The sequence below is a fragment of the Paenibacillus rhizoplanae genome (genome assembly GCF_042684125.1).
In the GTDB taxonomy this organism is placed as follows: domain Bacteria; phylum Bacillota; class Bacilli; order Paenibacillales; family Paenibacillaceae; genus Paenibacillus_AQ; species Paenibacillus_AQ rhizoplanae.
Genome location: NZ_JBHUKY010000010.1, coordinates 1 through 18,923, shown reverse-complemented (window position 1 = coordinate 18,923; position 18,923 = coordinate 1). Strand labels below are relative to the sequence as shown.

Sequence of the window (18,923 nt, the reverse complement as noted above, 5' to 3'; positions counted from 1 at the left end):
CTGTTCTATGAGATGCTCTCTTACCTCTCATTATAGCTAACTTCAGCATAGGTTGAAAACAAGGCAGCCCCGCAGGGCGGGGCTGAGGAGATGACACTTCTACGCTTATGAACCTTCCGGCTGCTGCTCTGGAGGAACCTCCTGCCTGCTGCTCCTTTTGCGGGCGATAAGCTCGGCTGTAAGCCACAGCAGTACAGGGATAACCACCTGGAAAGGAAGGGCATACACCTTATAGATGTGATACGCGAAATACTCCATTTCCATAATATTGGAATAGATGAAATCCGACAGATAGATCATAATCAGCCCCATCTGCAGCACTACAGACCGGTAGCTCCTCAGCTTGAATACCTTCGCTACCCCGTTGCAGGTTACATACAGGCACAGACTGACCTTGACGAAGAGCGCCGTAACAAATACAATGGCCGCCGAGCCCTCGATCCGGGTAACGAAATCGCCGATATTAATCCGGCTGACCGCCACGTAAGAGGGGAAGTACAGACCGGACAGAATATCAGGGCCAAGAATCAGCAGGTTGCGCAGCGTAATCATAATAATGATACTCCCTGCAATCAGTGTGCTGCTGACCAGCACCCGCTTGGCAGAGCCCTTGGCCGGAATGGCGCTGAACGCGCCAAGGAAGACTACAATCTCGGCAAAAGGGAAGGTGAACGAGCCGGCTGTATCTGCAAGAATAAGGCCTACTCTGGTATGGAGTAGCGGCTTCAGATGATGGTATTCAAACTTGGGTACGGAGAGTAGTTGTAAAATCACAATTACAATCAGCGAGAACAGCAGCAGGAATTTGGCGCTTCTTCCAAGCACCTCGATGCCGGCGTGGACCACCCAGATACAGAGCAGTCCAATCATAAGCATGGGTGCGAACATCGGAGTTGCGGTTAAAGCCACGGTCTTGCTGAACTCCCCGAAATTGCGCAGCACCAGCGCTCCCAGATGTAAAGCATACCAGATATACAGACAAGAGAGCATCCGTCCCAGGACGGAGCCGAACACTTCAATCAGCATGTCATACAGATCCTTGCCTGGAAACAGAACATGGAGTCTTGCATAGATCAGCATAAGGGGAAGCGCCAGCAGAATCGCCAGCAGTTGGGCAATCCAGCTGCTGTTACCGGACTGTGAGGAGGTTCCCAGGAACAGGGAAGCGCCGGTGACAAATAATATAGCGATGCTGATGGACTGGCCAGCCGGAATAATCTCTTTGCTCACACTCTCCTCCTCCTTCAGCGGCGCGCTTTAATATAGCCTTTTCACCCAATCCACAAACAGCGGGGACGGACTGGGAATCTCCCAGCGCATCGAGAGTGCGAAGGCCAGCGCGAAGGAAATTAGGTACAGGACAGAGCAGACCAGGAAATCCCGCTTCATTCCCTTCTTCCGCAGCCCATATGGATCAATTACAGCGATCAAGGCGTAGATTAATACCACGTAAATGACCATAATTTAATCCCCCAGCCGGATGGCCCGTGAAGTCTTGGCACTGCTCTGTATCGTCACCTTAGACTGGACGTTCACTTCAAGATCGGCAAAGACCTCAGGCCAATGATCCTTCACCTCCGCCCAGAGCTTGGGCTGATTCTCGTACAGGCTCTCGCCAAAGCCAAAAATATCAGCATCGTATTGCTGCTGCATCTTGTGAACTAACGTAAGAATATCTGCCTGCAGCCGCTCAGCGGCCCTGTGCTCAATATCCTGAACAGTCTCATCTTTAAAGAATCCATCCGGTGTCATAACCTCATCCAGCCCTGTCTTGGTTACAGTACGGATCTGCATCTGGAGCTTGCCATCCACCATTTTGTGCTTCAGCTTGGTTTGACTGGAGACAATCTCCAGGGAATACGCCGGATTCCCCCGCTTATCATCCACAGCCAGCACCCCTCCCTGCAGTACATTTTTGACCATTAGCATCGTCTTCGTCTCATCGCCGCTCAGTTTACCCACCATCCGGTCCTTCACGAATACGGCGGTACCTGACACCCTTACGATCTGCTCACCGTTTTTTTGATGAATATGAATGACTGGTGCGGTCGCATTGATCCCTGAAGTCTCCAGCTTATCGATGTAATCCCATATCTCCACAGCCGGGGCGATGTTCGTATACTTCTCATCACGCATCATCTGGGCCAATTCAAAGGACAGGATGGCTTCCGTGGTACTGTTCAGATTAAGAACCTCGCGGGCCGTCTTCTCTCCTGACACAAAGATGAACACATCTGAACGTGTCTCCGTATCCCGGCTGTACCAGTCAATGACTTGGATCAGGCCCTCCTTGGCTGCCTCCTCACTGAAAATAATCGCCTTGGCATGGCTCCAGAACAGCTTCTTGCCCGTTATAGAGATCAGATTGCGGACGATTTCAAACATCGTATTTCCGCTGAGGCTGACCATCTTGTAGCCCGCCTGAGCCTTGTCTGCCGACCCTCCTGTATCCACAATCTCTGCTGTAAGCAGCAGCTTCCCATCCTCATTCTTATCAATGGCCACTCCGGCTACAATCGCCATATCATCCACCTCGGCATAATTCCAGCAGCCGGTGAGTCCCAGGCTCAGCAGCAGCAGCAGCAGCAGTAGTGAGCTAAGAGAGGCGATTCCTCTTCGCAGGGACCTCATGACCGCTTGGCCGGTCTCTTGGACGGCTTCCGTCTCCGGTTTCGCATTCCAATCACCGCCGGACGCAAATTCATATCCCACCAGGGCGCACGGACAGCGGTGTCCTTAATATCCTGCGGCCGGATCGAGCCTACCCCAAGCATATAAGAGACGCCGAAGGAGCGTAGGCTCATCAGATGAATGACCAGACCGAGCAGACCGAAGAAATACCCGTAGAGGCCCAGGAAGAAGGTGGTACCCAGCAGCGCCAGTCTGGCGATGATCAGCGGCCCGGTCAGCCGTGGATTCAGCAGGGTCGTTATCCCTGTCAATCCCACCACGATAACCATCGGCGCACTGACAATCCGCGCATCCACGGCAGCCTGGCCCAGCACCAGCGCCCCGACAATGCTTACTGCCTGGCCAATCGATGTCGGTATCCGTGCCCCCGCTTCCCGCAGCACCTCGAAGATGGTCAGCATAAGCAGCGCTTCAACAATGGTTGGAAAAGGTACCGATTGCCTGGCAGTCGCAATACTAAGCAGCAGCAGAGTGGGGACCATCTCCTGGGCATAGGTTACAAGGGCAATATAACCGGCCGGGATACTGATCGACATGAAGGCGCCCAACACTCTAAGCACACGGTTAAACGATGCAAAATAATAGTTGATATAATAATCCTCACTGGCCTGGAAGTTCTCAACGAATACATAAGGAACTGTCAGCGCAAAAGGGGTGCCTTCGATGAGAAGCGCAACCCGCCCCTCCATGATTTTGCTCACAAGTGTGTCCGGCCGTTCGGTACTTCCAACGGTTTCAAACGGAGAGTAGGGCTCGTCACGGATCAGCTCGGCCAGATAACCCGTGTCCAGAATCAGATCAAGCTCCACCTTCTCCAGCCTGTCATACAGCTCCTTAATAATATCGGGAGAGGCCAGACTCCCCATATAGCAGATACAGGTCTGCGTCTTGCTGCGTGTTCCGATTTCGGTGAATTCAATTTTCAGATCCGGGTCGCGCACCCTTCGGCGGATCAGGGTCAGATTCACAAGCAGCGATTCGGTGAAGCCCTCACGGGGGCCGCGCACTGCTTTTTCCGTAGTAGGCTCTTCTATCGCCCTGGAGTCCCATCCCTGAACATTGATGATAAGCCCTCCGGCATAACCTTCCAGCAGCAGCACTGCCTTCCCGCTGACGACCGCCCCGATCAGTCCATCCAACTCCTCGGAGACCATGACATCTGGGGTATCAATGACAGTCAACCGGATTCTCTCCATCAGAACCTTAGGGTCCCGGTGCTCTTCCTCTGCGGGCTGGTAAGCCAATATCGGCTTGATGATCCCCGTCTGAATCAGATTCCGGTCCACCATTCCATCGACATAGATTAATCCGCAGCGGACGGGAGCGCCTTGGCTGTTCTCCATGATCCTTACTCTCAGTGTCCCGTCGTTATTGAAAATCTTCCGCAGCCGCCCCACCGTCTCCTCCAGCGAAGGGCTTAGCGGAGGATGGGCAGACAGGGTACCGGCAGCTTCACTGTTCAGTGCAGAATGCTTGTTCTTCACCGCTATCACTCCTGTCAGAGATCTATTGCTCTGATTATCCCCCGTCTCTCTAACTCTTATTCGCCAGAATTTGCTGCATGGAACAAGTGGAAACGGCTTTGCCGTCCTTTTAAAGGACGGTACCGTTTCGGCGAGAAATAGAAGGATAATGTATAGCGTAAAACATATACATTCTTATATTTGAGCCGAAGCCGTCCGGCCCTTGAACGGCACAACAAATTAGCCCGCTCTGCAAAAGAGGGGCTGACTTACGCCAAGCTTCATATGATATTCGCCAGCCGCTGCTTCCTCCGGCACAAGCTGCTTGCAGCAGCCGCTTTATGTTATGGTTAGTACAGTATTGTTATTGACAGAGAACGAACAGTAAGGAGCCCGTAAGATGACACCATTCACGCGAAAAGTTATCCTCATCATTCAATCGATCCCGGAAGGCTCCGTCATGACCTACGGCGGAATTGCCCGGGTGGCTGGAAGTCCCCGGGCGGCCCGGCAGGTCGTGCGCATCCTGCACTCCATGAGCAGGAAGTACAAGCTGCCGTGGCACAGGGTCATCAACGCCAAAGGAATGATCTCGCTCACAGAAGACGAATCCGCCTCCCTACAGCAGCTATATTTAACCGGAGAGGGCGTTATCTTCGATGAACGGGGTGTGGTTGACCTGGAGCGCTACCAGTATGTTCCTGTTCTTGAGCTGGAGCTGGACATGGAGCTGGATATGGAGATCGAGATGGAGCCTGAACTCGGCGATGAGGAGGACGCTTAACCTATCTTCCTCCGCTCTTGGAATAACTCCTGCGGCTCCCGTCCGCCAGCCCGTTCAGCAGGCAGTACATCGTGGCATAGATCACCAGCAGTACAAACGCGACGAACAGGCTGAAGAACACAGACTGCCGGTTCAGACTGTCCATGACCAGCCGGTAGAGCTGATGGCGGTCCGTCAGCACATCCCAGCTGTTCAGCCGGTAGACTCTGCCGAGCAGGACGCCGTAGCCGCCCATGACACAGGCGAACAGGACGAAGGCCCACGAGAGCAGCATGTTGCTTTTCCGGTAGATCACGTGCTGGAACTGGTACAGGGAGAAGAATCCAGTCAGCCAGCCGCTCCAGGTGAACAGGAGGAGGGTGATCAGATCATACCAGTACCGGTTCTGGATCGTTCCGCCGACGATATACTTGCTTTTGCGGACAGTCAGATGGATCAGATCGGTCATAATATAAGGCGCATTCGGAAAAAACAGCAGCCAGGCTACGCCCAGCGGCAAAATCAGCAGCCCCCCGATCTTCCGCTTATCCAGCTCATGCGCGGCCATGGAGAAGAAGAACGGCACCCAGGCCAGAAACAGATTCCAGAGCAGAAAGGCATAGAACGTATCCGTCTGCAGCGAAACCACGCGGTATACCGCAAGTGTTGCCGCTGTCATAGCAGCCAGAAGGATGAAGACCTTGGTATAATTCAGTTCTTTCATGAAGGATAATCTCCTTACCTTGATATAGTCCAATGATGTAATTGTACAAATATGGGGCGGGAGTGTCCAATATTGGTGCTGTACCCTCACGCTGCGCATTGTATTCGGTTTTCCCCATACACCTTTCCTTAAGAATAAAAAAGCAGTACCGCCCAAGAAGGACAGCACTGCTGGTGTGAAGTTAAAAGGGAACTGCAATTGCGGAGCCTGCGGACTGGCCGCTAAGCGGCAGCATTTGTTATCCTTCTTAGCCCCGGATTGCGCGGGTTATACCCCGCCGCTAAGCTTGCGGGCCACCGCCGGAGTACGCCCCTTGAATGCAGCGCTGCGCGACGCGGATTCCTCCAGCCCCGAGAGGGCGCTGCATTCTCTGAAGGCCGCATGTTCGCAGCCCCGGCAACGGCTGGGATTCACGCTTCCCAGCGCATCATTGATCGCTTCGCCGGTATGATCATAGAACTGGGCTGGCCCGATCCGGTCGTATAGTCCTGTCTTCTTCAGCAGCTCCAGTGGCTGACTCTGGATGCCTGAGATCATCAGCCTGCCGCCAGCGGCCTGCAGCTCCTTCACCAGGGCCGCCAGATTGGCCTCGCCTGTCGTATCCATCAGCGGCACCTTGCCCATACGCAGCAGGATGAGCTTAGGCTGATCCGGGCCGAGCTCGGGCATGGTTTGGTCGAAGCGGTAAGCGGCTCCGAAGAACAGCGGTCCCTCCACATTGTAGATTCCGATCTGCGGACAGTCGTGGCTCTCTGTTACCATATGGGCCTCGACCTTGACGGAAGACGGGTCAGGCAGCACCTTGGAGATTCTATGCACCTCGCCCATACGCTTGACGAAGAGGACAACGGCCAAGATCAGCCCCACCTCTACCGCCACTGTCAGATCGGCGAATACCGTCAGCAGGAAGGTAATCGCCAGCACCAGCGAATCCCCAGTCTTCAGCTTCAGCAGGTGGAGGAATTCCTTGCGTTCACTCATATTCCAGGCTACAACCATCAGAATCGGCGCCATCGCTGCCAGTGGAATGCTGGAGGCGTACGGAGCGAACAGCAGCAGAATCAGGAACACCACCACACCGTGAATGATCCCGGAGAGCGGGGAAGCGGCACCGCTGCGGATATTGGTAGCGGTTCTGGCAATCGCGCCGGTAGCCGGTATCCCGCCGAAGAGCGGCGCGGCGATATTGGCGACCCCCTGGCCGATCAGCTCACGGTTGCTGTCATGGCGGTCGCCCGACATGCCGTCCGCTACTACTGCGGAGAGCAGCGACTCAATGGCCCCCAGCATGGCAATGATAAACGCAGGGCGGATCAGCAGCTTGATCTTCTCCCAGGTAATGAGCGGAAAGTGAAAGCTCGGGAGTGTATTCGGGATATCCCCGTAAGCAGAACCGATAGTGGTCACCTTACCGCTGAAGAACAGGGCGGCGATGAGCGTAGCGCACAGAAGTCCGATCAGGGAACCCGGCACCTTCGGGGCAAACCTCATGCCCAGCACCACTACAGCCAGACAGGCCGCCGCAGTCAGAATACTGTACAGGTTGATTGTGGAGAGATGCGCCCCGATCTCCTTCATATTGTCTATAAAGCTCTCATGCCGCTTCATATCCCTCAGGCCAAGGAAGTTCGCAATCTGCCCGCTGAAAATAATAACGGCAATCCCGGCCGTGAAGCCAATGGTCACCGGCTTCGGAATGAACTTAATCAATACCCCCAGCCGCAGAACACCCATCACGACAAGAATCACCCCGGCCATCATTCCGGCAATCAGCAGATTCTCATACCCGTACTGCATCGCAATGGCGAACAAAATAGGAATGAATGCTCCCGTAGGCCCGCCAATCTGAAACTTGGTCCCGCCGAATAAGGAAATCAGTATGCCGGCCACAATAGTTGTATAAATTCCGTACTCCGGCTTCACACCGGAAGCAATAGCAAATGCCATCCCGAGCGGGATGGCAATAACGCCGACGATTGTCCCTGAAATGATATCCTTGCGCAGCGAAGCAATGTTATAGCCTTTGAAACGGCCCCACCCTGTCATCCTATAACCTTCTTTTCTCTGAATATCTGATTATTTGAATATAATACCCACATTACTCCTGCCCGCTGCTCTTGTCAACGGGGTAATCCGCCCCCGGAGGCCGGGGTTATTCGCTGCGGATGCCTTCAAGCAGGGAAATGGTACTCACCAGATGATTGTCGAAAATCTGCCTGGCTACAGCCAGAAGCTCCTTGATCAGAGGATCACGGAGGGCATAGATGACAGTGGTCCCTTCCTTGACGCTGGTGACCACATTTTTGGCCCGGAGGACGGCCAGCTGCTGGGATACAGCAGAGCCTTCCGAGCCCAGGATCGCCTGCAGCTCGTTCACATTCTTCTCGCCTTCGCTAAGCAGCTCCAGAATCCGAATCCGCATCGGGTGAGCCAGCGCCTTGAAGAATTCCGTCTTAAATTGTTGAATATCGCTGTTCATCAGACTTCTACTCCTTATGCTGTTACTTGTTTCAATCTATATTATATTAGCTCATTTGCTTGAAGGTGGCTATGCCGGGGCAGGAAATCATTCGTCCGCCCGGGGCTCTGCGGCCCCTACAGATTCACCGGATACAGCCTGGCTTCACGGGTCCTCAGCTCGACGAAACCGCCCAGCGCCATCGGTTCGCCCAGGCATTCGAACATGATCAGGTCGCGGCCAATCCGCAGATAACCCGTGCCGTCCTCCTCTATATTTTCCAGCACGCCCGTCAGGATGACCGTCTCCCCTTCAATGCGCAGGCCAAAGGCACCGCCGGGAGCCGGCACAATATCGACCCAGCTCATGAATAGCGCCGGCAGCTCCCATTCAGCTTCCCATTCCTCTCCCGGCTGAACAGGCGGTCCGCACCAAATGGCTCTGGCTTCCCCCCATTCCGCTGCCGCGAATCTGATTTCCCCGGTCCGGGGACCTTGTCCAAGAATCTGTATGTTCATCTTCATTAGCTCCATCTTCGTTCATTGGTATAACGTCATTATACATGACCAGTCGCCGGAGAGGATATCAGGTGTAATTCTGCGTTGCTTTGTTCAGATACGTGCTGGGATGCAGCCATGGATGCTTGAAGAACTCGTGTTTGTCGGTGATTTTGCGGGAGACACTGAGGTCATAATCAATTATGCGCTTCACCTTCTCCGCGAGACTTCTGCCCTTCACCAGCAGGCCCAGCTCGTAATCATGGCAGGCACTCCGTTCATTAATATTATAAGAGCCGTGAAATACCGCCTGCGCTCTGTGGTCGTAGATGATTTTCCAGTGGGAGAAGCGTTCAGTCGCACTATAATCATAGAAGGATACGCCATTACAAAAGGGAACGTACATGTTGCTGCGCACCGCCGCCCGGTTTGTCGGATGATCGTTAACCTCCAGCGGATTGCAGATGGCGAGATGGCAGGCGCGCTCCGGCCCCACTTCTCCCAGCCGGTCCCAGAAGGCCTGATCGATCAGATAGGGATTCACAATAACGGTCTCATCGGCCGCATAGGTGATCACATCCAGAATATATTGCTGAATCAGGTTGACCGGGTTGCCGGGAAAGCTCGCGAAGAGCGTGCACTCCTCCTCCCCGAATGCATAGTCTACCGCAGGACGATAGAAGGGTGACGCAAGGTCAAAGTGATCTCCCCCGAGCAGCAACCATCTGGAGTGAAAAACAGCGTTCAGCGACTGGGCCACAGCCCCCTGAATGCGGAAGCAGCCGTCATGCCATTCCTCTTCCTTCGCGGGTATACCGAGCGGACGTCCATCCACCTGCCGGTCCGGGGCTTCCTGAATGGGGGTGGCAAAGGTATACTGGTCCCCGATATTCAGACTGCCGATAACGGAAGTTATTCCGTCTATAATCATGAATTTGCGGTGGTCAATCACATTCAGCCCGGTCACTTCCACATCCTCCTGAACCTTATCCTGCAGAAAAAGGATGCTCTCAGGCACGCCCTGTGACTTCAGCACCTTACGCTTCGCAGCCCATTCCTCCGCACCGTAATAGGAGTGGAAGGTATCCAGCAGCCTCGCACCCGCCTGCTCCAGACGCCCGGCAATTGTGGAGAATTGCCCCACCTCCAGATTCTGGCCGTATCCGAGCGCAGTGACCGTATAATTCACCATGATTCTAACCTCGACGCCGCGCTCAAGCGCATGAAGCAGCTCAGCAGCGATAAGGTTCCCCGAATGGTCATTGAAGAACAGCATCACGGATAGATGAATGTAACGTTCAGCCTTGCGGATCTCGCCGAGCAGCATGTCCAGGCACTGCGGCCCGTTCACATAAGGATCTACCCGGTTATGCCGGGTGGTCTGCGGGGCCAGAGCTCTGAGCTTACCGGAATCGAGTCCCGCAACTGTATCCGCGAGCTGATTAAGCCATTCCTGGCTTATACCCGGCAGCTGCCCGAGCTGCTGCATATCCGTTATGACGCCCCCGCACTCCTGCCGGTAAGCGCGCGCGGTATCACTTTGCAAAAGAGGGGTAAACGCCGGCTCAGCCTCCTTCGCGCCTTCGGTAAGCGAGGCCAGGGAGCCGCCCGAAATATGATAATTCACGTAATCTATGAGATCCTGCTGAAGCTGCCCGTCCCGCTCGGCAGCAGCAGGGATTGAGGTTAACCCGTGATTGTTATGTACACTAGTCATGCTGTCTTCATCTCCTTCGTCCTTCCCCCCGCCTTGCTTCGCCAGCAAATGACAATCCAAGTGAGAGTAAGGTAAGATACCCCGCTTGTACGTTTTATAAACGGTATGGCACTTAGCAAGTGGAAACGGCTATGCCGTCCTTTTAAAGGACGGTACCGTTTCAGCGAGAAATAGAAGGAAAACTTATTATGTGAAACATATAAATTCTTATATTTCAATAAAAAGGATGCCGCAGCAGTCATTAGACTGCCGCAGCATCCCGGGATTCCAGATCGTATTGGGTGAACCGCTTAATTCGTAATTATTTGCTCAATTCCTCTGCGCTATACACCTTAACATCGAGCGGTGCGGTCAGGAACTCTCCCGCTTTGGCGGCGAAGCCGGTGAAGTGGGGGCTTGTGTTGTGAGCGGCAACGGCGGCCTGGTCACGCCAGGTCTCAACCATAATATAGAGACTTCCGTCTGCTGCATGCTTATACAGCTCGTAGGACAGGTTCCCTTCTTCTTCGTGCGTGGCAGCAATCAGCGGCTTCGCTGTGGCCAGGAATTCTTCCTCCCGTGCAGGATTCACATGAAGCAGCGCATGGATAATTAACATTCGTTTATTCCTCCTGAGTTTAAGTTGAGCTTATTTCCACTGGGCGATCTTGTCGATTGGCAGACGGACGGAGGCGTAGCCTTCATCCAGCGCTTTGCCGATCGAGATCAGCATAACCGGAATGTAGCGCTCTTTGTCCATACCGAACATTTCAGCGATCTGATCCTTTTCAAATCCGCCGATCGGATTGGTGTCATACCCGTGTGCGCGGGCGGACAGCATCAGTTGCATGGAGACCAGACCGCCGTCAATCATGACTGTCTCTCTGTTAATATCGGCCGGCAGATTGGCGAAGTGCGCGCCGAGAGCAGCTAGTTGTCTTTCTTTGACTTCGGCAGGCATAAGTCCACGTTCTACTGCAGTTCCGTAGATTTCTTCAGCATAATCGAAGTTCTTCAAATCACCGAATACGGCAATCATGGCTGCGGAGGTTTCGACCTGAAGCTGGTTGAACTTGGCAATAGGCGCCAGCTTGGCTTTGGCTTCCGGGCTTTCGATGATCACAAAACGCCAAGGCTGCATATTCACGGAAGAAGGGGCCAGCGTAGCTTCTGTAAGAATCTCTGTCATTTCCTCTTTGCTGATTTTAACCGATGGATCATATTTGCGGATCGAGCGGCGTCCTGTAATAATGCTGATGTAATCATTGTTTTTGGTAGTGTTCATGAATAATTAGCTCCTTTTAAAATGGTTTGATTATAGGTGCCGGCTACAGTACATTAATATTATATTGCAGCCGGGTAAGCATCTCTGCGAGTTCGTTTCGCTCCTGTTCATTGAATCCGGCCAGCAGATCACCGATGAACTGGGTCTTATTCTCCCGGTAGGCATTAATATGCTCCCGGCCTTGACTAGTCAGGGAGACGAGAGTCACCCGATTATCGGCTGGATTGTTGCGGCGGGCGATCATCCCGTTCTCCTCAAGCCCTTTTAAGTGGCGGGTAACCGCTGCTGGGTCGATTTCCAGAAGCTTTTGCAGGGAAATCTGACTGATCTCGGAAATCCGGTACAGCTCTTGCAGCAGCCTGAAGCGGGTTGGAGTCATGCCGGCACAGCGCTCGAATTTGGGGCCGATTTCTTTGTGCAGGGCCTGTAGCAGTTCGAAGATCTTATGTTCATCGGGCTGAACTTCGCTCAAGATTAACCCCCTCACGCAAATAAATTGTGCAAAACCTTTTCGACAAAACATACTTTACACCCAATTCATTGACCCGTCAACTAATAATTTTTGGAGGTGGCTGCCTGTATGAAAATAGCCCTGATTCAGCTCGATATAGCATTTGGCAAACCGGAGGTGAATTATGCTGCCGCTGAGCGCAAAATTCGTGAGGCTGCCGCTGGCAGTCCGGACTGCATTATCCTTCCCGAGCTATGGACAACGGGATATGACCTGACCCGTCTGGGCGAAATCGCCGACCCTGGCGGACAGACCACCGGTGCCTTAATGTCAGGTCTGGCGCGGGAAAATGGAGTGAATATCGTCGCTGGCTCCATTGCGGTCAGGCAGGAGAGCGGCGGCATAACGAACAGTATGTATGTCTTTGACCGCAGCGGGGCGTGCACCGGGGAGTATAGCAAGCTGCATCTGTTCAAGCTGATGGAGGAGCATCTCTACCTCCAGCCCGGCGCGGCCAAGGGACTATTCACACTGGACGGTATCTCCTGCGCCGGGCTGATCTGCTACGACATCCGGTTCCCGGAATGGGTCCGCGTCCATATGGCCGCAGGGGCCGAGATCCTGTTCATCAGCGCGGAATGGCCTCTTCCCCGCCTCTCTCACTGGCGGGCGCTGCTGGTCAGCAGGGCGATTGAGAACCAATGCTACGTCGTAGCATGTAACCGGGCGGGAGCTGATCCGGCGAATACCTTCGCTGGACATTCAATGATCATCGATCCTTGGGGCGAGATTGTCAGCGAGGCCTCCGGCAGCGAAGAGATCCTCAGCGGCGAGCTTGACCTCGCCCGGGTCCGGGAGGTACGGGGACAGATCCCGGTCTTCGCGGACCGGCGTCCGGAGTTGTATATGTAGTTGGGGACGATTGGAATGTAGAGGATGATCGCGGGGGGCTGCATCTCTTGCCCCCGCGTTCATCCTCTTGGACTGTCTCTGGCCCGCGCACACCCGGACCTGCACATTGTATGTTGTTTTTCGCATACATTCGGACGCGCACAATGTATCCTGTTTTCCGCATGCATTCGGACGCGCATACTCCAGCCTGCCGCCAGTAGCCGCAGCCCGCTTCAGCGGGCGTACCTCTCGCGCAGCATAAGCGCTGCTTCCAGCACCTGCGGGTCGCTGTACCGCAGGCTGTAGCCGTTCTCCTGCTGCAGCAGCTCCGCCGGCAGCAGGCAGGTTCCCCGGCCGGCAAGCGCCTGCCGGATACCCGCGGTGAACTCGGCCGCCGAAGACGGGCCGCCCAGCTCCGCGAGTGCGGCGATGGTCTCCGGCCGCACACGCGGATAATCCAGGGAGGCATCGCCGTCCGCTGCATCCTGATAGAAGCGGCGGATACGCTCTCCCCTCGCGAGCCCCGAGCCTGACACAATCACGAACGCGTGGACGAAGTACGCGCTGCTCTGTCTGCGCTGGGCGATGCCGCAGAACTTGCGGCCGCCGATCGCCAGGTCGAAGTCACCGGGGCAATACGACCCGGTGACTTCTTCTGCCCGGATTTGCGCCGCTGCCTGCGGATGGCCCGCAGCTACCGCTTCGGTAATCACCGAAGCCAGCAGCCGGAAATCATCGTGGAAGTCCAGCTTGCCCGCAGGCTTCGGCAGCAGCAGGGACACGTTGATCACTCCCGCATCCAGCGGCACCGCAGCGCCGCCCGAATGGCGGACCGCCGTACGGATGCCCTGCTGCTCCAGCGCCTGCATCGCCTCTGCTGCGCGGGGCAGCTTACTGTCCCGCAGCCCCAGCGCGACTCCGCCGGGGTGGCTCCAGAGATGCAGCACCGGCGGGACCCTCCCGGCCCCGACATCACGGCACAGCACCTCTTCAAAAGCAAACGGAATCAGCATATCCTCAGCAGATGCCTCATCCCCTGATTCACCGCCGGTATGCGTGAAGAGGACCATCTGCTCCGGCAGCCTTCCTGCCGCCCCGTTCTCCAATACATCATAAGGTTCACTCCGCATGCTGATTCCCCTTTCTATCTATTAAGACCTGCGCTAATCTTAACTCCGTTAACTATTCACATTGTAACCGATCTCTCCCCGCACCGTACAACCAGCAGTGTATCCCCTTACGGATTTGAAATGGCGGAGCGAACCCGTTATCCTTAATGTAGTACAGAAGAATATACCAGCCATAAGATTCGCGCATAAGCTCATGCTATACACAACCTCTAGGAGTGATGCTGCATGACAACCGAACCACAGGCAATGCACAGGCAACTAAGTAAATCCAGGCAATGGGAACAGGCCATGAACAAGCTGTACATTAATTTTCAGGACTACAGCAAGGATGCACGCAAAGGGTTCAACGATGAGGATATTCATCAGGCCAGAGTCAATAGCCGCAAGCTGCTGACCCTGTTGTCCATTCTTGATCCGGGCCATACTGCAACGGCAGACTTGTATGACAGCTTCAAGCAGGCCCAGAAGAAGCTCGGCAGGGTCCGTGATGCAGATGTGCTGATCGGGTCCTTTGAGGCCCGGCGCAAGGCGGCGAAGGCGGCGGGCGATAAGAAGACTGCCAAGCTGCTGAAGGCGGTCATCGGACACCAGAAGGACACACGCAAGGCGTCCCGTAAGAAGCTAAAGAAGGCACTGCCCAAGCTGTCCGGCCAAGCACTCGAAGCGCTGTGGACACCTTTTATCGAGACCGGGCTTGAGCCCCTAGCTGCCAAAAAAGACGCCAATGTCGCCATGCGCGAGCTTGAAGTCGCCTTTGAACAGAAGAAAAAAGCCTGCAAAACCCTATTCAAGGGTCCGGCAGCCGAAACGCAGGAAGCCTTCGAAGCTCTTCATGAGCTGCGGATTGCCGCCAAGGAACTGCGGTATACGGCGAATGCGGCTGCTTTTGCGCTGGATCAGAAATTCCACGCCCATGAAGCCTTCTATAAGGACATTCAGGACCAGCTCGGACTCATTAATGACAAGCGGGTATGGCTGGAGACGCTGCAATCGATTGGACGCGAAAAGCTGGATGTCGGCAAAAAAGTCTGGGCCGCCTTCACCGATACGCTGCGGGCAGAGGTACTGGAAGCTCTCCATCAGAACGAGGTCGTCCCTGTTGCTGATACTGAGCCCCCAAAATAGGGCATCATAGCTGATCATCCCATCCTATACACAAAGGCAGGACACCGCATGTTATCCAAGCGGTATCCTGCCTTTTATCATTAGCGTCACATGCTATAGCATTCCGGCAGCCCATAATCCGCCTCTGCGGATCATCCGGCGCAGCGGCTCTGAGGAAAAGGATGGCAGATGGTGCCCAGGCATCAGATAGACCACCCGGCCTTCGCCGAAGGTATGGCACCATGCCGCCGGTCTCATCGCTCCGTCATGAGGATATTCGGCCAGCACCGTTGTCTCGAAGTGGGGATGCTGCTCGAAATAGTAAGGCTCATCCTCTATCACAAAATCAGAGATCCCCTCCATAATCGGGTGCTCCGGCGCAGTCACTTTCATCTCTAGCGCCGTGAACGCCGGATGGTGGGTGAACCGGGCACCAAGCATCGCCCCAAGCTCCTGATTACGCTGTAGGGAAATGCCGTTGTGCACGACAAGCAGCCCCCCGCCGCCAGCCACATAAGCGAGTAAGGCCCCGCTCTGCTCAGCGGGTAACTTATCTTCGGAGAATTCCGTATAGGAGACCACCAGCCTGCATTCTGCCAGCTCTGCCTTGTTCATCCGTCCGTAATCCTCCGTAGAGACCACCTGGAACTCCGGTTCAAGGAGCTGCTCCAGCTCACGGTCTACCCCCTGGAAGGGATGATACTTCACTTCGGTATAGCTGCCGAACGCCAATGCTTTATAGGAAGACATGATATGCACACCTCTCTTTTGCCAAGTTAGCCAATTTAGCCTGTCCTGAATATTCGTGTCACCAGGGCCAGAGATTGCCGTCCAGATCGATATAAGCCGGTTCTTCAGCCAGATACATCTTATGGTTATGAACGATCGTCATAATCTTGCCTGCCGATTCTTCAGGAGTTACAGGCGCCTTCGCATCCTTCTCCCCGTTCATATAGGTCTGCAGCCAGCCGGGATGGAACACCATCACCTGTCCGCCCATCGTACGCAGATGATTGTGCAGCAGCGAGGACTGCATATTAAGCGCGGCCTTCGACATACAATAGCCATACATATTAATCCGCTTGTTCCGCCCAATGCTGCCAGCCTCCGACGAGATATTAACCACCAGACGCTGCCGGCCTTGCAGCAGTAAACCCATCAATGCGTTGCTTACCCTCAGCGCCCCCAGCGTGTTCACGTTATAAATATGCGCCATCGCTTCATCATCCATATCCACGAGCACCGTTGCATCATCCGACCGGTGGATAATCCCGGCGTTATTGATAATCATATCAAGGTGCCCTGTACTTCCGGCAATACTCCGCGCGGCTTCCTTCACACTCCCTGCACTGCCGATATCGAGAGGGACCAGCCTCAGGCTATCCGGGTATTGCGCTTTCAAAGCTTCCAGTGCCGCCTGATCCGGCGAATACTGTCCGGCAAACACCATGTACTTACTCTCCAAAAGAGAGCGAACAAGGTACAATCCGAGTCCACGATCAGCCCCGGTGACACACGCAACCCTTTTCATGAGCTCCCCCCTCATATCTGCATCAATATGCACCGAGCCTTGGTTCATCCCTCTCACATTAGCACGGCCACCGGCCGTTAACAACATCCCGCAAGGGAGGGGCAGGCTATGGTGAACTTTCTTTTGCTTTAATTTTGAACTATGCTACAATCATGAATAATAGTTGTTAACAACACAATTGTTGACAACAGGTTTCATTAACTCTTACCCAGGAAGGTGATCCTCTGATGTCTATTCAACAAATTCACACTAAGGAAGAACTAGAGCAATATATCGGGCAGCCTGGCAAAAAACTGCTCTTCAAGCACAGCACCACCTGTCCGATCAGCGCCAAGGCCAACGAGGAATTCCAGGCCTATGCACAGCATTCAGATACTCCTGCAGCCGTGGTCCATGTGATCGAAGACCGTCCTGTCTCCAACCAGATTGCTGAGGATTTAGGGATCAAGCATGAATCCCCGCAGATTTTCCTGCTGGAGGACAGCGAAGTCCGCTGGAACACCTCACACTGGAAGATTACCCAAAAAGCGATAAAGGAAGCAGTGGAACAATGAGCGCGAACGTAATTGTCTATTCAACCTCCGGCTGCAGCGAATGCAATCAGGTCAAGCAGTTGCTTGAGAGCAAGGGCATTCCCTTCGAGGTCCGGGATGTGATGACAAGCTCCGTCTACCAGGAAGAAGTGGAAAAGCTGGGCTTCATGGGCATTCCAGTCACCGTATCCGGGGACCGGGCGGTCAAGGGCTTCAATCTTCCTGAGCTTCAGGAGCTTATGGATGCTGCTGTTCTGTAATATATGTAAAGGTGCTGTCTTCTCAACAGGAGCAGCGCCTTTTTTATTGCGATTCATAGAGGTAGGCGGCGACGATAGATGGGGACCCTTCCTCCCCACTGCCGTCTGCCAAAAATAAAAAACAGCGCTTGAGCGAGATAAATGGCAGATAATCTGCTATATATATGAGTTTTGGCTTCACTATGCACAGCCATTCAGCCATTTGCTGAAAACAAGTCGAATAGCACTCTTTTCCATTTTTACAAACCCCCTCTGAACAGAGTATGATTCGTGTTGAAAGCAAATGAACGCAATCATGAAAATGAGCATATGCATTGCACGCTGAATTTCCGTCATGTGGAAAACGGGGGAACCATCCGGCCGTCAGGCCGACTTGGGGTGAATCCGAAGGAGAATGCCACGCGCAAGTCTCCGGCAGGTAGGGCGACTCTCACCGTCCGAATCCGACAGCTAACCCCGTAAGCGCTAAGAGAGAGCCAGATCCGCCACGATTTTGCGCTAGGCGTCTAACGCCTTATACCCAAAACCGCAGGCAGAGGTCCTCCTCTGTCCTGCGGTTTTTTGCGCGCTGGAATGAACACTAAAGTACAGATTCAGGAAGGAACGTGACCACATGCCTGACCCCTTATCGCCCAAGGCAGCAAGCGCTGCCGGATTCAACCACTTCATCCAGCAATCTAGCGGCCCCGTCTATGCGCTTAGCTGCCTGCTGCTCGAAAAGGGGGCCCGCGCCGAGCAAGCAACCACCGCCACCTTCGCGGCACTCCATCCACTGTGGCTGAAGGACAGCCTCTCAGGAGACGGCGCTGCTGCTTCTGCCTACAGAGAGTGCATCCGCCAATGTGCCGTGCTCGCCCGGGACCGTAGCCGCTGCGCTTCTGGGCTGCTTAACTGGGATGATCACGTTACCAGTGCCTTATGGTACGGCATCCAGCTCCCCCTGCCCGACATCAGCCAGATCCTGGAGTGCAGCATCCCCGAGCTGAAGGCGCGGCTTAGAGGAATACGCGAACAGATGGCAGCCGCACATTCAGCCTTGCCAGCGGTCCACCGCCCTTCGGCGGGATGAGACTGAGGAAGATATGGGATATAGGCATGAGTGCGGCAGAACGAGTTGGATGTAGCGGAATTAGGGTACGGATGCGGTAGAAGGTGATGGATAGCGGGCCATGCGGACTACAGATCCGCTATTTCGGCAAATGGGACCATGCCGAAGGCCAAGCGGACTGAGAGTCGCTTAATTAACCCATTCCGCCTCATTTTGCGCTCCACACAGCCCTTTAAAGTCCTCTCAGTCCGCAACGGGGAGTTAATCGGTCTTTTTCACGAAATAAGGGCCGCTGTGGACCTCTGTCAAGAAAGTAGATACTCACGCAACGGATGCCGTCGTAAACTGCTTAGCGAATCGGGCGGGGGAAAGATACCCCAGCGTGCCATGCATTCGCT

21 protein-coding genes and 1 riboswitch are annotated in these 18,923 nt (G+C 54.4%); of the genes, 6 read left to right on the top strand and 15 right to left on the bottom strand.

Features of this window, described 5'->3' with window-relative positions; all coding sequences use genetic code 11:
• Positions 1-105: 105 nt before the first annotated feature.
• The 4 genes from ACFSX3_RS03310 to ACFSX3_RS03295 are packed head-to-tail and all read right to left on the bottom strand — an operon-like array spanning position 106 to position 4,175.
• Positions 106-1,230 carry a GerAB/ArcD/ProY family transporter gene (locus ACFSX3_RS03310; protein ID WP_209993695.1) on the bottom strand — a complete coding sequence of 375 codons (1,125 nt, stop codon included), beginning with the start codon at positions 1,228-1,230 and terminating at the stop codon, positions 106-108.
• 27 nt (positions 1,231-1,257) lie between these two features.
• Positions 1,258-1,461 (bottom strand): hypothetical protein, encoded by a 204-nt coding sequence (locus ACFSX3_RS03305; protein WP_209993694.1) that lies wholly within the window; start codon positions 1,459-1,461, stop codon positions 1,258-1,260.
• 3 nt (positions 1,462-1,464) lie between these two features.
• Positions 1,465-2,631 (bottom strand): Ger(x)C family spore germination protein, encoded by a 1,167-nt coding sequence (locus tag ACFSX3_RS03300; protein ID WP_379312605.1) that lies wholly within the window; start codon positions 2,629-2,631, stop codon positions 1,465-1,467.
• On the bottom strand, positions 2,628-4,175 hold the full coding sequence (locus ACFSX3_RS03295) for a spore germination protein (RefSeq protein ID WP_379312603.1): 1,548 nt from the start codon (positions 4,173-4,175) through the stop codon (positions 2,628-2,630). The genes ACFSX3_RS03300 and ACFSX3_RS03295 overlap by 4 nt, the downstream gene beginning before the upstream one ends.
• Positions 4,176-4,554: 379 nt before the next feature.
• Here ACFSX3_RS03295 and ACFSX3_RS03290 point away from each other — a divergent pair, with 379 nt between their 5' ends.
• The gene (locus ACFSX3_RS03290; RefSeq protein WP_209993691.1) at positions 4,555-4,938 is read left to right on the top strand and encodes an MGMT family protein; all 384 of its coding nucleotides are present in this window, start codon (positions 4,555-4,557) and stop codon (positions 4,936-4,938) included.
• A 1-nt stretch (position 4,939) separates the two neighbouring features.
• On the opposite strand, the gene ACFSX3_RS03285 is transcribed toward ACFSX3_RS03290, so the two are convergent.
• The 8 genes from ACFSX3_RS03285 to ACFSX3_RS03250 form a co-directional block, all read right to left on the bottom strand.
• Positions 4,940-5,641 (bottom strand): DUF1361 domain-containing protein, encoded by a 702-nt coding sequence (locus tag ACFSX3_RS03285; RefSeq protein WP_209993690.1) that lies wholly within the window; start codon positions 5,639-5,641, stop codon positions 4,940-4,942.
• A gap of 267 nt (positions 5,642-5,908) precedes the next feature.
• Positions 5,909-7,687, bottom strand: a complete 1,779-nt coding sequence (locus ACFSX3_RS03280) for a SulP family inorganic anion transporter (RefSeq protein ID WP_209993689.1) — start codon at positions 7,685-7,687, stop codon at positions 5,909-5,911.
• 106 nt (positions 7,688-7,793) lie between these two features.
• A complete protein-coding gene (locus ACFSX3_RS03275) occupies positions 7,794-8,120 on the bottom strand; it encodes an ArsR/SmtB family transcription factor (protein WP_036700195.1) in 327 nt (108 codons plus the stop codon).
• 116 nt (positions 8,121-8,236) lie between these two features.
• Positions 8,237-8,617, bottom strand: a complete 381-nt coding sequence (locus tag ACFSX3_RS03270) for a hypothetical protein (protein WP_209993688.1) — start codon at positions 8,615-8,617, stop codon at positions 8,237-8,239.
• 67 nt (positions 8,618-8,684) lie between these two features.
• The gene (locus ACFSX3_RS03265; RefSeq protein ID WP_209993687.1) at positions 8,685-10,313 is read right to left on the bottom strand and encodes a phospholipase D-like domain-containing protein; all 1,629 of its coding nucleotides are present in this window, start codon (positions 10,311-10,313) and stop codon (positions 8,685-8,687) included.
• A gap of 301 nt (positions 10,314-10,614) precedes the next feature.
• Positions 10,615-10,911, bottom strand: a complete 297-nt coding sequence (locus ACFSX3_RS03260) for a putative quinol monooxygenase (RefSeq protein WP_209993686.1) — start codon at positions 10,909-10,911, stop codon at positions 10,615-10,617.
• Between the two features lie 30 nt (positions 10,912-10,941).
• Positions 10,942-11,577, bottom strand: a complete 636-nt coding sequence (locus ACFSX3_RS03255; RefSeq protein ID WP_209993685.1) for a nitroreductase family protein — start codon at positions 11,575-11,577, stop codon at positions 10,942-10,944.
• Between the two features lie 43 nt (positions 11,578-11,620).
• The gene (locus tag ACFSX3_RS03250) at positions 11,621-12,049 is read right to left on the bottom strand and encodes a MarR family winged helix-turn-helix transcriptional regulator (protein WP_379258097.1); all 429 of its coding nucleotides are present in this window, start codon (positions 12,047-12,049) and stop codon (positions 11,621-11,623) included.
• Positions 12,050-12,157: 108 nt separating this feature from the next.
• Here ACFSX3_RS03250 and ACFSX3_RS03245 point away from each other — a divergent pair, with 108 nt between their 5' ends.
• Positions 12,158-12,940 (top strand): carbon-nitrogen family hydrolase, encoded by a 783-nt coding sequence (locus tag ACFSX3_RS03245; protein ID WP_209993683.1) that lies wholly within the window; start codon positions 12,158-12,160, stop codon positions 12,938-12,940.
• Between the two features lie 212 nt (positions 12,941-13,152).
• Here ACFSX3_RS03245 and ACFSX3_RS03240 read toward each other — a convergent pair whose 3' ends face one another.
• Positions 13,153-14,049, bottom strand: a complete 897-nt coding sequence (locus ACFSX3_RS03240; protein WP_209993682.1) for a lipoate--protein ligase family protein — start codon at positions 14,047-14,049, stop codon at positions 13,153-13,155.
• A gap of 225 nt (positions 14,050-14,274) precedes the next feature.
• Between ACFSX3_RS03240 and ACFSX3_RS03235 the strand changes: the two genes are divergently transcribed.
• Entirely contained in the window at positions 14,275-15,174 is a 900-nt protein-coding gene (locus ACFSX3_RS03235; protein WP_209993681.1) for a CHAD domain-containing protein, read from the top strand.
• Positions 15,175-15,267: 93 nt separating this feature from the next.
• On the opposite strand, the gene ACFSX3_RS03230 is transcribed toward ACFSX3_RS03235, so the two are convergent.
• Both ACFSX3_RS03230 and ACFSX3_RS03225 read right to left on the bottom strand, forming a co-directional pair.
• Positions 15,268-15,903, bottom strand: coding sequence for a ThuA domain-containing protein (locus ACFSX3_RS03230; RefSeq protein WP_209993680.1), 636 nt, complete (start codon positions 15,901-15,903; stop codon positions 15,268-15,270).
• Positions 15,904-15,961: 58 nt separating this feature from the next.
• Entirely contained in the window at positions 15,962-16,684 is a 723-nt protein-coding gene (locus ACFSX3_RS03225) for an SDR family NAD(P)-dependent oxidoreductase (RefSeq protein WP_209993679.1), read from the bottom strand.
• Between the two features lie 227 nt (positions 16,685-16,911).
• Between ACFSX3_RS03225 and ytxJ the strand changes: the two genes are divergently transcribed.
• From ytxJ to ACFSX3_RS03210, 3 genes are all read left to right on the top strand, one after another.
• Positions 16,912-17,238, top strand: a complete 327-nt coding sequence (gene ytxJ, locus ACFSX3_RS03220) for a bacillithiol system redox-active protein YtxJ (protein ID WP_209993678.1) — start codon at positions 16,912-16,914, stop codon at positions 17,236-17,238.
• Positions 17,235-17,477 carry a glutaredoxin family protein gene (locus ACFSX3_RS03215; protein ID WP_076160073.1) on the top strand — a complete coding sequence of 81 codons (243 nt, stop codon included), beginning with the start codon at positions 17,235-17,237 and terminating at the stop codon, positions 17,475-17,477. The genes ytxJ and ACFSX3_RS03215 overlap by 4 nt, the downstream gene beginning before the upstream one ends.
• Positions 17,478-17,786: 309 nt before the next feature.
• A riboswitch (cyclic di-AMP (ydaO/yuaA leader) is annotated at positions 17,787-17,956 on the top strand.
• Positions 17,957-18,090: 134 nt separating this feature from the next.
• Positions 18,091-18,546 carry a hypothetical protein gene (locus ACFSX3_RS03210; protein WP_209993677.1) on the top strand — a complete coding sequence of 152 codons (456 nt, stop codon included), beginning with the start codon at positions 18,091-18,093 and terminating at the stop codon, positions 18,544-18,546.
• The last annotated feature ends 377 nt before the right edge of the window (positions 18,547-18,923 follow it).

Coding starts and splice junctions, on each gene's coding strand:
- ytxJ (WP_209993678.1), top strand. CDS start 16,912: ATGTCTATTCAACAAATTCACACTAAGGAAGAACTAGAGCAATATATC.
- ACFSX3_RS03270 (WP_209993688.1), bottom strand. CDS start 8,617: ATGAACATACAGATTCTTGGACAAGGTCCCCGGACCGGGGAAATCAGA.
- ACFSX3_RS03305 (WP_209993694.1), bottom strand. CDS start 1,461: ATGGTCATTTACGTGGTATTAATCTACGCCTTGATCGCTGTAATTGAT.
- ACFSX3_RS03300 (WP_379312605.1), bottom strand. CDS start 2,631: ATGAGGTCCCTGCGAAGAGGAATCGCCTCTCTTAGCTCACTACTGCTG.
- ACFSX3_RS03285 (WP_209993690.1), bottom strand. CDS start 5,641: ATGAAAGAACTGAATTATACCAAGGTCTTCATCCTTCTGGCTGCTATG.
- ACFSX3_RS03225 (WP_209993679.1), bottom strand. CDS start 16,684: ATGAAAAGGGTTGCGTGTGTCACCGGGGCTGATCGTGGACTCGGATTG.
- ACFSX3_RS03215 (WP_076160073.1), top strand. CDS start 17,235: ATGAGCGCGAACGTAATTGTCTATTCAACCTCCGGCTGCAGCGAATGC.
- ACFSX3_RS03275 (WP_036700195.1), bottom strand. CDS start 8,120: ATGAACAGCGATATTCAACAATTTAAGACGGAATTCTTCAAGGCGCTG.
- ACFSX3_RS03290 (WP_209993691.1), top strand. CDS start 4,555: ATGACACCATTCACGCGAAAAGTTATCCTCATCATTCAATCGATCCCG.
- ACFSX3_RS03260 (WP_209993686.1), bottom strand. CDS start 10,911: ATGTTAATTATCCATGCGCTGCTTCATGTGAATCCTGCACGGGAGGAA.
- ACFSX3_RS03240 (WP_209993682.1), bottom strand. CDS start 14,049: ATGCGGAGTGAACCTTATGATGTATTGGAGAACGGGGCGGCAGGAAGG.
- ACFSX3_RS03245 (WP_209993683.1), top strand. CDS start 12,158: ATGAAAATAGCCCTGATTCAGCTCGATATAGCATTTGGCAAACCGGAG.
- ACFSX3_RS03230 (WP_209993680.1), bottom strand. CDS start 15,903: ATGTCTTCCTATAAAGCATTGGCGTTCGGCAGCTATACCGAAGTGAAG.
- ACFSX3_RS03235 (WP_209993681.1), top strand. CDS start 14,275: ATGACAACCGAACCACAGGCAATGCACAGGCAACTAAGTAAATCCAGG.
- ACFSX3_RS03265 (WP_209993687.1), bottom strand. CDS start 10,313: ATGACTAGTGTACATAACAATCACGGGTTAACCTCAATCCCTGCTGCT.
- ACFSX3_RS03255 (WP_209993685.1), bottom strand. CDS start 11,577: ATGAACACTACCAAAAACAATGATTACATCAGCATTATTACAGGACGC.
- ACFSX3_RS03280 (WP_209993689.1), bottom strand. CDS start 7,687: ATGACAGGGTGGGGCCGTTTCAAAGGCTATAACATTGCTTCGCTGCGC.
- ACFSX3_RS03210 (WP_209993677.1), top strand. CDS start 18,091: ATGCCTGACCCCTTATCGCCCAAGGCAGCAAGCGCTGCCGGATTCAAC.